We start from the raw sequence: 13,913 nt of genomic DNA on the forward strand, positions 1-13,913 counted from the left end.
GAAAAAGAAAAGCTAAAGACAGTATATGAGAGATTGGAGGTAGAAGGAGAAAAACTTGTAAGGATATTACAGGACTCACGAGAATATATAGAAACACATCCAGAAGTAAAAACTGAGAAAGAGAGAATGACATTATTGGCTCATAAAATGAATGAGTCATTTACTGAAGCAGATATACTACATAATAAAGCAGATAAAAAGGAAATAGAAGGTAAATATGAAGAAGCAGCTGAGCTTATGAAGCAACAAAGAATCCTTGTCGAAGAAGGTGCTAGATTTGGTGAAAAGATGCGTGATCTAACAGCAGTGATTGTCGAAACATCAAAATTGTCCGATAAAAATGTTACAATGAAAGGTCATGAGAAAATTGCAGATAGGATGTATACTTCGGTACACGTTCATGATAAAAGCAGCTTATTTATCTATAGTTCTGAAAAATTTGCAGAGGCGTTAAAATTATATGCAGGTAATATATATTTCTGTAAGCCTAGATATGTTGGGCATTATAATCCCGCTATATTTAGTGGAGAAAGAAAGAGTGAGATAAAAATTCTCCCTATGTGTACGCGAAACTTACCAAATTGTTGTCCAGGCAATGAGATGTCAATATTCGACGTATTCCATCCTCATTTTAATTTTGACGAGATAGATATGCTCTCACTTACTCAAGGTAATGTTGTATATACTAATTATGATGGTCAAGTTGAATATTCTACTGGCATTGATGATGCAATAAGTATTCTTTCTGATACTCAATAAATCCTAGAAATTTATCAATCTCCACAAAAATATTATCCTTCTTGCTTGGTATTATACAGTCCCACCTAAATGACTTACAGTTCTTAATTTTTATCTCTTGTCAACACCTATATTTTCCTCCCTCACCTTAGATCTCACAACTCAATACCTTCTCCATACTGATCCTTCTATCCTCCTCTTTCCTTTTATATTCACTTTTTAATCCTTTCCATCTAACTCTTTTTTTTTATGTATTTCCTACACTCCTCCTTATGCTTTCTCTTTATTAATTATAGCATCACTTACTGCTTGTGGCACAAATTCATATGAATCAAACACCATTGTATAATTGGCTCTTCCCTGTGTCGCAGATCTCAAAACACTAACAAAACCAAACATAGTCCCAAGAGGAACCTTAGCAGTGATCACTTTTCCACTGTAATTATCTTCAATTTCTGTTATTCTACCGCGTCTGCTATTTAGTAAGCCCATTACATCTCCCATAAAATCAACAGGAGTCACCACCTCAACTTTCATTATCGGCTCCAAAAGCCTAGGACTTGCCTTAGCCATCCCCTCTCTGAAGGCTGCTTTTGCGGCAATCTCAAATGCTAATGCACTAGAATCTACATCATGGTATGCTCCATCGGTAAGCACAGCACGAAAATCCTGTAACTTATACCCAGCAAGTACCCCATTTTCCGCAGCATCATATATACCATGCTCAATTGCTGGAATGTACTCTTTCGGAATCGCTCCTCCAACGATTTTATTCTCAAATTTTATCCCTGTCTCGCCATTCTCAAGTGGTGCGAATGTAATAATAACACGTGCAAATTGCCCTGCACCACCTGTTTGCTTTTTATGTAAATAGTCTACAGTATAACTCTTAGTAATTGCTTCACGATAAGCAACTTGAGGCTCTCCATGTCTTACTTCTAAACCAAATTCTCTTTTCATCCTATCAAGAATAATATCGAGATGTAGCTCTCCCATACCTGCTAATACTGTCTGACCTGTTTCGTGATTCACTTCAACTCTTAAACTTGGATCTTCATTACTAAGTTTATTAATCACCAAACTCATTTTTTCTTGATCTGCCTTGTTTTTTGGTTCTATAGAAATTTTTATCACACTCTCTGGAACTTCAATTTTTTCTAATATTACTTTTGAACCTGCTTTTGAACATAAAGTATTACCCGTACTAGTATTCTTGAGGCCTGCAAGAGCTACTATATCTCCGGCTTTTGCACTTTTTATATCCTCTCTCTCATTAGCGTGCATAAGCAATATTCTACCAACTCTTTCATCAGAATCTTTAGAGGTATTAGTCAGTGCAGTACCGCTTTCAATAGAACCGCAATAGATTCGTACAAATGTGATTGAGCCAACAAATTTATCATTCATTATCTTAAATGCAAGAGCGACCGTCTGCTCTTTTTCAGAATGAGAAAATTCAACTTCTTCATTTTTCGCAACTGTCAAAGCTTTAATAGGTGGTAGATCTAAGGGACTAGGAAGATAATCCACAACAGCATCTAATATCATCTGCACTCCTTTATTTTTAAAAGCACTTCCACAAAAAACGGGAAATATAGCACACTTAATCGTAGCACGACGTATACATTTTTTTATTTCTTGAATGGTTATTTCCTGCCCGTTCAAATACTTTTCGAAACACTCTTCGTCATACTCTATTGCACTTTCTATTATCAGACTACGAAACTTTTTAGCTTCTTCCAACATATGATCGGGAACTGGAATTTCATCAAACTTAGCACCATTATCATCACTACTCCAACGAAATCCTTTAAATTCTACTAAATCCACTATTCCAACGAATTGATCTTCCGTACCAATAGGAAGCTGCATAAGCACTGTCTTCACTCCAAATCTATCATTCATCATGTCAATACAACGCATTAGGTTGGCACCTATCCTATCCATCTTATTTACGAAGCATATTCTCGCTACATTATGCTTATTTGCTTGTCTCCAAACAGTTTCTGATTGAGGCTCAACACCACTCACAGCATCAAAGACAGCTATAGCTCCATCTAAAACACGCATAGACCTTTCTACTTCGATGGTGAAATCTACGTGTCCCGGCGTATCAATTATATTGATTCTATAATCAAGATTATTCATTTTCCAAAAGCACGTGGTAGCAGCTGAAGTTATAGTAATTCCTCTTTCTTGTTCTTGCACCATCCAGTCCATGGTAGCACTACCATCATGTACTTCACCAATAGAATGAGATTTCCCAGTATAGTAGAGTATTCTTTCAGTAGTTGTAGTCTTTCCTGCATCAATATGAGCAGCAATACCTATATTTCTATATCTTTCGGAAGGAACATTAACACTCATCGCAATAAAAAAATCAAAACTTTTATAATCTCCGTACGAAACGAGATTACCATTTCAGGTGAGCAAAAGCTCTATTAGCTTCAGCCATTTTATGTACTTCTTCGCGTTTTTTCAATACAGTACCACGAGATTCTACAATCTCAGCAAAACATGCTGCCAGAGAAGCCTTCATTCCACCTCTCTTTCTGTTATTTCTAGCTTCACTAATAATCCACCTCATTGCAAGAGCAATACCACGACGTAAACTAACTTCATGAGGTACTTGATACGTAGCTCCTCCTACTCTTTTAGAGCGTACTTCTACTAAGGGTCTCGATTTCTCTATACACTCTGAAAACATGACAAGTGGCTCGATTTTTTTCGACTCAGCAACTTCTTCCATTGCTTCATAGGTTATAAACTGAGCTTTTGCCTTTAAACCGTCGTGCATCATGTAATTTATAAATCTTTGAACTACAGAATCAGAGTATCTGTGATCCTTTGGTATCTGTCTTATCTTAGCACGAGAACGTCTAGACATAGTAAAGAAATTTACTTATTAAACAAAATTAACTTTTAGGGCGCTTCGCACCATATCTAGAGCGAGATTGCATTCTATTTTTCACACCTTGCGTATCTAAGGTACCACGCTCTACATGATAACGAACACCTGGCAGATCTGGCACACGTCCACCTCTTACAAGAACAACGGAATGTTCTTGTAAATTATGTCCTATACCTCCTATGTAAGCTATCACTTCAAAGCCAGTAGTAAGTCTAACACGAGCTACCTTACGCAACGCGGAATTAGGCTTCTTAGGAGTAGTAGTATACACCTTCGTACAAACACCACGTCTCTGAGAGCACCCACACAGAGCAGGAACTTTTGACTTCCTTTTCTTGTTTACTCTTACTTTATTTCTTATGAGCTGATTAATCGTTGGCATAAATTCATTTAACCTTTCGCGTATTACTCTTTTTCAAAACGACGCCATTACCAAAATCCCAACTCTGCTTATCTTTATAAAACATCGGAACAACGCATAATCTGCCGTCAAGAAAAAACATTCTCCTAAATAGGTAATACATTACTACTGTGAATGTCAAGCCTAAAGTACTAGTAAGTAGCATTACAGGCACACTATTCGTGATTTTATAAGCAACAACTGATGTGAATATAAATGCAAGTCCGGAAGTAAAAGCTAGATAATTCATGATTTGAATCATAAGACCAGTTTTATATGAATATACCTTATCCAACTCTCTTTGCCTTTTTACGTTTTGAAAAACCATTTGTACTAATGTTCTAGAGATACCAGGACATATCTCTTCATAACTTTCTAGAAATGCTGGAGATGGGAAAGCACCAAGATTAAGTCTTTTTATCTCATAAACTAACTCATCTATATCCTTTGCACTACATTTATCACGATATGTTTTATTCATTTTTTCCCTGTTTTTGTTTAGCTATTTGCTTTATTCATATGGAATAATATTAATGAGGCGTCCTATATCTTTTTACCAACGAAAACACTTTATCCAAATACAATATAAAAATATTATTTGCAAAAACACTACACGCAGTAATTAAAGGATCTAACACTATATACAACATGGTAATCACCATGCCAAGTGTTTCATCAAAACAAAGATAATTTTCTAATATAGGTATCATCACAATAATAGTGCCGCCTGGTACTCCCGCACCAGAAAATTTGGTTAAAACAAACCATATAGTAAAAAGCATATAACTAGAATATGACGGCATCACAAAACCGTTTGTCAATAATATAGTAATGGCTAAAAGTGGTATAAATATTGCATCTCCAATCATATGAGTGGTAACAGTAGCATTAGCGGATGCTACACATAATTCCTTATTGCGAGTACCATTTTCTATATTTCTTATTGTAAATGGCAGAGCAGCTAAACTAGACATCGTACAAAATGCTGTCATTACTGGTACAATCGCACCTGCTATATTTTCCTTCCAATTCCTCAACGGATCTATTAATAATGTTCCTCCAAATATAGCAAACAGATAACAAGTAATACTAATACAACTTATAATCATGAATTCTCCACTAAATTGCATCAGATCATAGAACGTTTTTTCATACACTAACTTCATCACAAAGCCAGCAACAAACAGTGGTAACAATTGAAAAAATAAATTACGCAAAAAGAATACGCATGCTTTTTCGACATAATTAGTTACTTGAATAATAAAAGCGTTAATACTTATGTACCATTTTTTTCTAATACCTAACTTCCCAAAAATTACACATAAAACACTCGCTAAAAAAGCTTCTCCATTAGAAAGGGATTTTATCATAGGAAGTATAAATGCTGGCTTCAAGCAGCCATCATTCGATATCTTTTGCAACAACATATCACTAGTATTAGAAGCAAGAAATGAATATCCTACAATTCCAGCAAAAGTCACCGCTAAGAAATTAGATATTATTATAGTGAGTAGTATTACAAAAATAAAAACAATACTTTCCGTCACTATTCTGGAAAAAGCTTTATAAATAGAAGAAAAAATTACAAAAGGTATCACGCTCATTAAAATATTTTTAAGAGCTATACTAATACCAAGTAATATCTCTTTACAGCTAAGTGAAATGATACTTTCACATGTTACTATTACTATGCATAGCAATACAGTTGCAAGAATCGGAAAAAACTTCAAAAACAACATAGTAAATGCCGGATAAAATATTATGATGTGAATACTTATAAACAATCTAAGTATCTAAAGCACTAGAGTCTACCTGCTTTTTTAATCTATTTTCGAATATGATATCAATTATTTATACTACCTTTAAAACAGAACATGATGCAAAAGAACTAGCAATGAGAATATTGCACGAAAAGCTTGCATTTTGCGTTAACATGATACCGAAAATCACTTCTTTTTATATTTCCGAAACTGCAATACAAAATAGTGAAGAAGTTGTTCTCATTGTAAAGACTATGGAAAAATATGAGGATGAGCTCATAAGATTCATTTCAAAACATCATCCTTATGATATTCCTTTTGTAGCAAAAATAGCTTCAATCTCTAATGATAAATGCAATGATTTATACGTAAGTTGGCTCAAAACACTTGAATTAAGCAATATTTCTTAATCTGCATTTATTACAACTATGAAGTCGACACATCCTTTCAATAATACGATAACTCTGATGAGAAGATTACCAACATTCGGTAATAGATCTGCTCAAAGAGTACTTCTGCATCTCACCGAAAATAAAAACTTACTCAGAGAAATAATCACCGCATTGCACATTATAGATGAAAAAGCTCAAAAATGTGATATATGTTGCAATATTGACGTTGAAAATCCATGCTATATATGCAGAGATGAACGGAGAAATGACTCCGTAATATGCATAGTGCAAGACGTAAATGCTCTCTGGGCTATGGAAAAAGCACATGCTTTTAAAGGAAAATATCACGTCCTTGGAGGACTATTATCAGCATTAAATAATGTTACTCCTACATCATTACCTATAGAACAATTACTCTCTAGGATTGCTAACGATTCAGTAAAAGAGATAATAATTGGTATAGGTGCAACATTAGACGGACAAGTAACATCACATTATATATCTGGTATTATAGCAAAAAATAATTACAACATAAAAGTATCAAAAATTGCATTCGGTATACCAATGGGAGGAGATTTAGATTATATGGATGAAAGCACTCTGAAAGTTGCCTTAGAAATGCGTACAAATGTCACACCAGTATAAACGACGATGAATTACACTAAATATATAATATGCTTTATTGCAGGCATACTTCTTACTTTAGGGTTTGCACCATATCATTCTTTTACAAGTACTCCAGTAAGTTTTTTTACGCTCTTTTATTGCATCTATTTTTGTAATAAAAGCCATACTGAAGCATTCAAAAGCGGTTTCTTCTTCAATTTAGGATATCTATACACCAGTCTATCATGGCTGAAAGATCCACCATTTCTAGCAATACCGGAACAGAAATTAGTATGCTACTTACTAGCAGTTGGATTATTCACAATAGCTATTCCAACATTAGCACTGTTTCAAGGATTATGTGCAGTTGTTTTTTATCATTTGGAAAGATATACGACAAAGAATTCTAAACGTATAGCAATAAATTCAATAATAACATTTAGCGTTCTATCAGTAGCATTCGAAGATCTAAGACACTTTATTTGTATAAGATTTCCGTGGAATCCACTTGGTCATATTTTACTAAATTCTAGAATTCTTAAACAATTCATCTCATCAGTTGGAAGTTGGGGAGGAGGACTATTAGTAATATTTTTCTCAATTTTCATCCCAGCTCTTTTTTTAGGAATGCTCGATAAGAAAGATAACAAAATGTATATCTCTATATTATGCTTGCTGATTTGTTCACTTTTAGCTCAATACATTGGTATATCACAATACCAAGAAAATCATACTAACTTACTCCAAAATGCGAAAATCCACATCATACAACTCAACCATCGCAAGGAAGTTAATATATCAAATTATGAATCATTGTATAAACTGAATAATGCAACACATACAGTATTAAAAAATAATACTCGAAACCATAACATAATAGTTTTTTCCGAAAGTGCTTTTCCATTCTTATTATCTAGAGATACTCCATTTGTTGAATGTGTAGAATGTTTATATGGTAACCTCGAGCTAATAATAGGAGCAGATTCATACTCAAAGCATCAGATAGGACAACGCGTAAACTACACGCATTATAACTCCATGATACATATAGATCATTCAGGAAGAATTAAAACTATTTATGATAAACGAGCTCTTGTCCCGTTTGGAGAATATAATCCTTTAAAATTCATATTACAGTCTGTTTACCCTCTTGTATCTATTAACATAGAGGAATATACAGCAGGCTCTAGTAAAAGCACTATCATTATGGAGAATGGTAATATTAGAGCTGCACCATACATATGTTATGAAATTATTTTTGATTGTTATTATCTCGATAATGTTAAAGGAAATGAAAACGTCATTTTAAATATTACAAATGATATATGGTGCTCTGGTACCATAGGAATGCAACAACATTTCTCACACGCAATAACTAGGGCTTTAGAATATGGAAAATCAGTTATTAGAGTTTCTAATAATGGAATTAGTGCCATCATTAATCCACTTGGAGATGTAATAAAAAAGAGTGAAATGGATACGGAATGTATAATTTCCTCCGATATCATACCATCCACAAAAAATACTTTATATCCACAAATTGCATATCCTTTAAGAATATTTTTATATGTTCTCTTGATACTCCGAATTGGAATGCATTTCATCTCTAGAGATAAACATTATTTACGTAATGGTGATATAGTATAAGTGGCTAATACTTCCATATCTTGTCTTAACTGAGCTTCAATTGTAAAATATTGCTCAGTTATAGGATGTGTAAAAGATACAACTTTTGAATGCAAAAGTTGCCTTTTGACTTTTGATAAATCATTGGAAATTTGTTCGATTATTTGAACTTCATTAGTGTCACTTTCGGTCGCTAATTTTTGTAACCTTGCAATAAGATGCTTTACACATTTTTCTTTAGAATATACTAAATCTCCTATAACAGGATGACCATGCTCGCTCATATGTACTCTAATCTGATGCGTGCGCCCTGTTTCTAATTCGCATTCAACAGCACTAAATATATTCGATATATTTCCTAATACTCGGTAATTTGTGACAGCATATTTTCCATTTTCATTCTCAGCATTTTTCATCTTAACATTATTTGAGTTCCTATCTTTCACAATATAACTAGCAATCCTCATTACTGGAGGAATTGGCACTCCATATACAAAGCATATATATCTTCTTCTCATTTCCTTATTTCGTATTTTCTCAGAAATTTTATTATGAAATATTTCTGTTTTAGCAATGAGCATCACTCCACTAGTATCTTTATCTAAACGATGAACTATTCCAGCTCTAAAAGAATCACTAAATGATAATTGCAAACCCACAACACGAGATAATACATCGGTGAGAGTGATAATTCCCGAAGTTCCTGCTCCGTGATGAACTATAAGATTTGGTGGTTTATCTATGGCAAGAAAATGTTCATCTTCATAAAGTAATCGTATATCATATTCAGCAAAAATATCATTCATACTCTTCTTTAAAGTAATAGCATCTGAGATGTGATTTTTTGCCACAAATAAAATTTGTATGATATCGTCTCTTTTAACCTTATGGGATGACTTTACAATAACATTCTCATTACACGATACGAATCCACCCACAATTAGATTTTGCACTGAATTTCTAGAATAGATCGTACCATCGTATGCCGAAATCGTTTTGAGATTACAAAGTATGAATGAGTCTATTCTTAGACCAGCACTATCATTATCCACACATAACTTACATACCGCACTTTCATTCATTTATTCCACAAACTCAAGCTTACGTTGTACTCTCTCACGACCAAGTGCAGTAAGAATTTTCCATACCTCGGGACCAACTTCTCTTCCTATCAAGGTCTTTCTAAATACTTTAAAAAATTTCACCTTATCTAATCCAATTGCATCCTTCAATTCGTGCATGAACATCTTCGCTTTTTCCTCATCAAAGAAATCGTATTTCTGTATCAACGTTAAAGCTTTATCGGCAAATTCTTTACTCATGCAAAAACGTGATTCTATATTACCGTATAATGCTATCAACCATTCATACACATCTGAAAACGTACTCACTTCTTCTCTTACAATTCTCCAAAACATATCATTGTCGCCTTCTGCTTTTTCAACTAAGGAATGACCCTGAATACTCTTTTCTATATTATTCTTTACACACACATCGTGATATTCTCGAAAGGCTCTTATAAAAATACTATTACTCATATTACGAAATAGAGCAGCGTTTAAAGATATAAGATTGCTTTTATCATAGCAAACATTACTCTTATTATAGCATTCTATACCAAAATCATTGATCAATTCATTCAATGAATTAGAAACATCTATTGTCATAGATGTATTGATCTTTGCTAAAAAACTATTGATCGCCATAGGATGAATTCCGTCTTCTCTGAGACCTTTAATATCAAACCCACCAAGACGTTTTGAGATTTCTGCATCATGTCCATAGAACAATGAAAGATGTGCAAAAATCGGTATATCCCTGATTTTTTTTCTATCATTAAAAGACTGAAAATCCTCTTGAGGCTTATATTTACTATCAATTTCTTTAAATTTTGCTAAGTTATCGCTTTGTTGCTTCAGTAAGCAGAATTTTCGATTCTTCAACATCACATCATCAGTAATACTTTCCTCTTCTCCTCTTTCCACAGCTCCTAATGCTTTGAATAATAGTATCTGAGAAGCAGTATTTGTAAGGTGATCCTCTCCTCTAATGATGTGAGTTACTCCATAATCATAGTCATCAACAACTGATGCGAAATTGTACAACGGATGATGATCTGACGTCATTATTATTGGATCGCTCAAAGAATTACTAGGAACAGAAATTGCCCCCTTTATCTCATCCATCCAAGTAATTTCGATATCATTCGGAATCTTAAAACGAAAATAGCCTTTTCTACCCTCAGCCTCAAATTTTCTTCTTTGTTCGTCCGTTAAGTGAAGTGATTCTCTATCGTAGATTGGTGGCTTTTTCTCTATTAAGCTTTTTTCTTTTTTTGCCTGTAACTCGTCCTTAGTTTCATAACACTTATACAAAAATCCTCCCTCGTATAACATCTGCACTACTTCCTGATACCTATTCCTTCTCGAAGTTTGAGTGAATTTATAATCCCAGTCGATACCAAGCCAAGATAAATCAGTCATTATTTGCTCGGTATAGCGCTCCTCCGAGCGAGTAGGATCTAAATCATCAACTCTTAATAACATATAACCTTTATGCGAACGCGCAAACAACCAAGTAATTAGTGCAGCACGTGCATTGCCAACGTGTATATAACCTGTTGGAGATGGTGCAAATCTTACAACTACTGCCACTGAAAAAATAACCTCAAACAAAAAACTATCCGTCTATATAATATCACCATCATTTTTCATGTTCTATATCTTTTTTGCTAGAAATCTATTGCACCTCTGTAATATTCCAATTTCTTCCTGACAATTAATGACATCTAATTCTTTTCTCTTTTTTTTAAAGGTATTTTCTGTGATCATAAAAATAATATTTGTAGCATTCTCAAAAGCAGATATTGGATCTTTTGTAACAATATGATTGCTTGAAAATAAAGCCATAAAAACATCGCCAAACCCACCAGGAATACGCATATCATGCATAGCAAAGTCATATGATTTAGTAGTAATCAAAAAATACTCACTTCCATCAAACATAAGATTTGATAATTCATGACCAACATCATGTAAAATACTTTTTATTATGATTAATTTTCCGTTATTTTTACCCTTCATTCGCTTATATAAACACATAGCTACTTTCTTCGCATCTTCTATATTTCTTATTTTCATTTCTGAAAGAAGTTCTGCTTCAAATTGATTAGGAGTGATCACATCGGCATACTTTAAAGCATTTTTCCTAAAAAAATTCACAACATCATCTTTCACAAATATTCCCCTTCCTATATCTCCCATTACTGGATCTATAAATATCGGTATTTCTAAAGAACATTGTGTGGATTTTTCTATCATTTCTAGCAAAGCATTTCCATTTGTTTCAGAACCAACGTAACCAGATACAATAGCACTAATATTTTGCCAAAAGCCCATTTCCCACAAACCATTTAAAATAACATTCACATCTTCGTGAGGAATTATTCTACCAAACGCTTTACCGTAGCCAGTATGATTAGTGAAATATACTGTATGTACTATAACTGGCTCTAAAAAATATCTCTGAAAAATAAAGGTTGCAGCACTGTTGCCTGCATATCCATAACAAACATGCGATTGAAATGATAATATCGTATGCATCTATTTAATTTAAATTTTTGTAAAAAATAGTATAGTTTGCGTCGTCCACAATTAGTTAATAGAAAAAACAATGAATAGAGCATTTCAATTAATTTTCTTTGCCATAATAGTCCTCATAATATTGGATGATGGTAAATACATGTCAATGCATGTCAAAGAGATACTATACACAATTAGTGTAAACGCGAAAGAAATAATATTATTCATATTACCATTCGGAATAATTACTCTCTTTGCCAAAAATACTGCTAAAATAGGTATGAATATGACGAAAATCGCAGCTATTGCGATAATTGGTATTGTACTGTCTAATACATTTGGAACCCTTTCAGCATATGCATTCAAAAGCATGATAAATAAAACATTCTCAGTGACTACACACGCTGATAATCCCGAGAAATTGAATGCTCTTTATCGCATGAAATTGCCTCAATCTATTCCAGCTCATCTCACAATAGTACTAGGTATTGCTATCGGAATAGCAGTAAAAAAAATAAATAATAGCAAGCTATTAGAAGGATTAGAAACTGTTTTGAAATACTTCTTCAGATTCATAAGGCTTATGATACCGCTTTATGTAATAGGAGGGGTATCTAAACTACAACATGATGGACTGATATCCATGTTGTCAGAAAATTTTCAGGATGTAATAGTACTCTTACTAGTTGCATATGCTATCTACTTATTTATGGTGGGATTCATATGTTTCCAAAGTCTTGACGAGATGTATGAATTTATGGGTAAAGTAATACCAATTGCGCTATTAGGAGGAGTAAGTATGTGTAGTATGATAACACTACCAATGCTACTTCAAACTCTTAAAAAGAAATACAATACCAATGAAATTACTGAAATAGCAGCTCCAATAAGCATCAATAATCATTTAATAGGAGACTGTATTACAATACCAATCATTAGTTTTATAGTTGGAAAAATGTATGGATTTCCTGCTATAGATATTTACTCATATATTATTTTTACCGTCTATTTCGTAATAGCTAAATTCTCAATATTAGCAATACCTGGTGGTGGAATTATTGTGATGCTACCAATTCTTCAGCATTGTTTCGGGTATGGAGAGAGAGAGCTTGCAACTATTACGGCATTATACATACTGTTGGATTTTCTCATTACTTTCGTTAACGTACTTGCCAATGCAATGTTTATGGTACTTCTGAATAGAGTTGTCATAAGAGTAAACTATAAAGTATTACGATGAGGGAAATAGTATTAGATCTCGAAACTTCTGGTCTGAATCCGGAAAAGGGCGACAAAATAATAGAAATTGCATGTATAGAAGTTCTAGATCGTAAAACAATTGGAGAGTCTTTCCATACGTATGTAAATCCGAATGTTACTATATCAGAAGAGGCTTTTAAAATTCATGGTATTTCAGCTGAATTTCTAAAAAAATACAGCGACTTCTCAAAGATAGTAGATGAATTTTTAGCTTTTATAGGAAATTCTGTACTGATAATACACAATGCGAAATTTGATATTAAATTTTTAAATCACGAGCTTGGGCAAATACCAAATAAAAGACTTATATCTAATAAAGTAATAGATACACTTCAAATAGCACGAGAAAAGTATCCTGGTGCACAAAACTCATTAGATGCTTTATGTAGAAGATTTTCTATATCATTAAATCAAAGAGAGAAGCATGGAGCTCTTATAGATGTCAACCTTTTAGCTCGTGTCTTCATGAATATGATGGCACCAACTCAAAATGAGATCTTACTGACTAGAACAATTCATACAGAAATACAAAAAGTACGAGACATATCAAAGATTCCTCTCTCAAAGGAAGAAAAACAAAAACATATCAATCTGATAGAGACGCTCGATTTAAATCTTTGGAAAAGAAAATAATCTTAA

14 protein-coding genes are annotated in these 13,913 nt (G+C 33.4%); 6 read left to right on the plus strand and 8 right to left on the minus strand.

Translation table 11 applies throughout. The features are described from left to right. Positions 1–759 (plus strand): hypothetical protein (locus Fokcrypt_RS00115; protein WP_323722182.1); only part of this gene is annotated, 759 nt, incomplete at its 5' end. Between the two features lie 249 nt (positions 760–1,008). On the opposite strand, the gene fusA is transcribed toward Fokcrypt_RS00115, so the two are convergent. Genes fusA through Fokcrypt_RS00140 form a run of 5 tightly spaced genes read right to left on the minus strand, consistent with a single transcriptional unit; the run spans position 1,009 to position 5,788 of the window. Next, positions 1,009–3,105, minus strand: a complete 2,097-nt coding sequence (gene fusA / locus Fokcrypt_RS00120; protein ID WP_323722183.1) for an elongation factor G — start codon at positions 3,103–3,105, stop codon at positions 1,009–1,011. A gap of 46 nt (positions 3,106–3,151) precedes the next feature. Then, complete coding sequence (gene rpsG / locus Fokcrypt_RS00125) at positions 3,152–3,625, minus strand: 30S ribosomal protein S7 (protein ID WP_323722184.1); 474 nt, start codon at positions 3,623–3,625, stop codon at positions 3,152–3,154. 28 nt (positions 3,626–3,653) lie between these two features. After that, complete coding sequence (gene rpsL, locus Fokcrypt_RS00130; protein WP_323722185.1) at positions 3,654–4,031, minus strand: 30S ribosomal protein S12; 378 nt, start codon at positions 4,029–4,031, stop codon at positions 3,654–3,656. Positions 4,032–4,035: 4 nt separating this feature from the next. After that, positions 4,036–4,530 carry a hypothetical protein gene (locus tag Fokcrypt_RS00135; protein WP_323722186.1) on the minus strand — a complete coding sequence of 165 codons (495 nt, stop codon included), beginning with the start codon at positions 4,528–4,530 and terminating at the stop codon, positions 4,036–4,038. 49 nt (positions 4,531–4,579) lie between these two features. Next, complete coding sequence (locus Fokcrypt_RS00140) at positions 4,580–5,788, minus strand: cation:dicarboxylate symporter family transporter (RefSeq protein ID WP_323722187.1); 1,209 nt, start codon at positions 5,786–5,788, stop codon at positions 4,580–4,582. A 98-nt stretch (positions 5,789–5,886) separates the two neighbouring features. Here Fokcrypt_RS00140 and cutA point away from each other — a divergent pair, with 98 nt between their 5' ends. Genes cutA through lnt form a run of 3 tightly spaced genes read left to right on the plus strand, consistent with a single transcriptional unit; the run spans position 5,887 to position 8,454 of the window. Next, on the plus strand, positions 5,887–6,219 hold the full coding sequence (gene cutA, locus Fokcrypt_RS00145; protein WP_323722188.1) for a divalent-cation tolerance protein CutA: 333 nt from the start codon (positions 5,887–5,889) through the stop codon (positions 6,217–6,219). A gap of 18 nt (positions 6,220–6,237) precedes the next feature. Next, positions 6,238–6,846, plus strand: coding sequence for a recombination mediator RecR (gene recR / locus Fokcrypt_RS00150; RefSeq protein ID WP_323722189.1), 609 nt, complete (start codon positions 6,238–6,240; stop codon positions 6,844–6,846). Positions 6,847–6,852: 6 nt separating this feature from the next. Continuing rightward, the gene (gene lnt, locus Fokcrypt_RS00155; RefSeq protein WP_323722190.1) at positions 6,853–8,454 is read left to right on the plus strand and encodes an apolipoprotein N-acyltransferase; all 1,602 of its coding nucleotides are present in this window, start codon (positions 6,853–6,855) and stop codon (positions 8,452–8,454) included. Here the strand turns inward: lnt and Fokcrypt_RS00160 are convergent. From Fokcrypt_RS00160 to pdxY, 3 genes are read right to left on the minus strand one after another with little or no spacing between them, the layout of a single operon-like run. Further along, positions 8,427–9,515, minus strand: coding sequence for an RluA family pseudouridine synthase (locus Fokcrypt_RS00160; protein WP_323722191.1), 1,089 nt, complete (start codon positions 9,513–9,515; stop codon positions 8,427–8,429). The genes lnt and Fokcrypt_RS00160 overlap by 28 nt on opposite strands. Continuing rightward, positions 9,516–11,108, minus strand: coding sequence for a glutamate--tRNA ligase (locus Fokcrypt_RS00165; protein ID WP_323722192.1), 1,593 nt, complete (start codon positions 11,106–11,108; stop codon positions 9,516–9,518). A 42-nt stretch (positions 11,109–11,150) separates the two neighbouring features. Further along, positions 11,151–12,035: a pyridoxal kinase gene (gene pdxY / locus Fokcrypt_RS00170; protein ID WP_323722193.1), complete on the minus strand. Its 885-nt coding sequence runs from the start codon at positions 12,033–12,035 to the stop codon at positions 11,151–11,153. Between the two features lie 70 nt (positions 12,036–12,105). Here pdxY and Fokcrypt_RS00175 point away from each other — a divergent pair, with 70 nt between their 5' ends. Together Fokcrypt_RS00175 and dnaQ are read left to right on the plus strand one after the other, a co-directional pair. Next, the gene (locus Fokcrypt_RS00175; protein WP_323722194.1) at positions 12,106–13,254 is read left to right on the plus strand and encodes a cation:dicarboxylate symporter family transporter; all 1,149 of its coding nucleotides are present in this window, start codon (positions 12,106–12,108) and stop codon (positions 13,252–13,254) included. Continuing rightward, positions 13,251–13,907, plus strand: coding sequence for a DNA polymerase III subunit epsilon (gene dnaQ / locus Fokcrypt_RS00180; protein WP_323722195.1), 657 nt, complete (start codon positions 13,251–13,253; stop codon positions 13,905–13,907). The genes Fokcrypt_RS00175 and dnaQ overlap by 4 nt, the downstream gene beginning before the upstream one ends. Positions 13,908–13,913: the final 6 nt, after the last annotated feature.

This window comes from Candidatus Fokinia cryptica (genome assembly GCF_034359305.1).
Classification (GTDB): domain Bacteria; phylum Pseudomonadota; class Alphaproteobacteria; order Rickettsiales; family Midichloriaceae; genus Fokinia; species Fokinia crypta.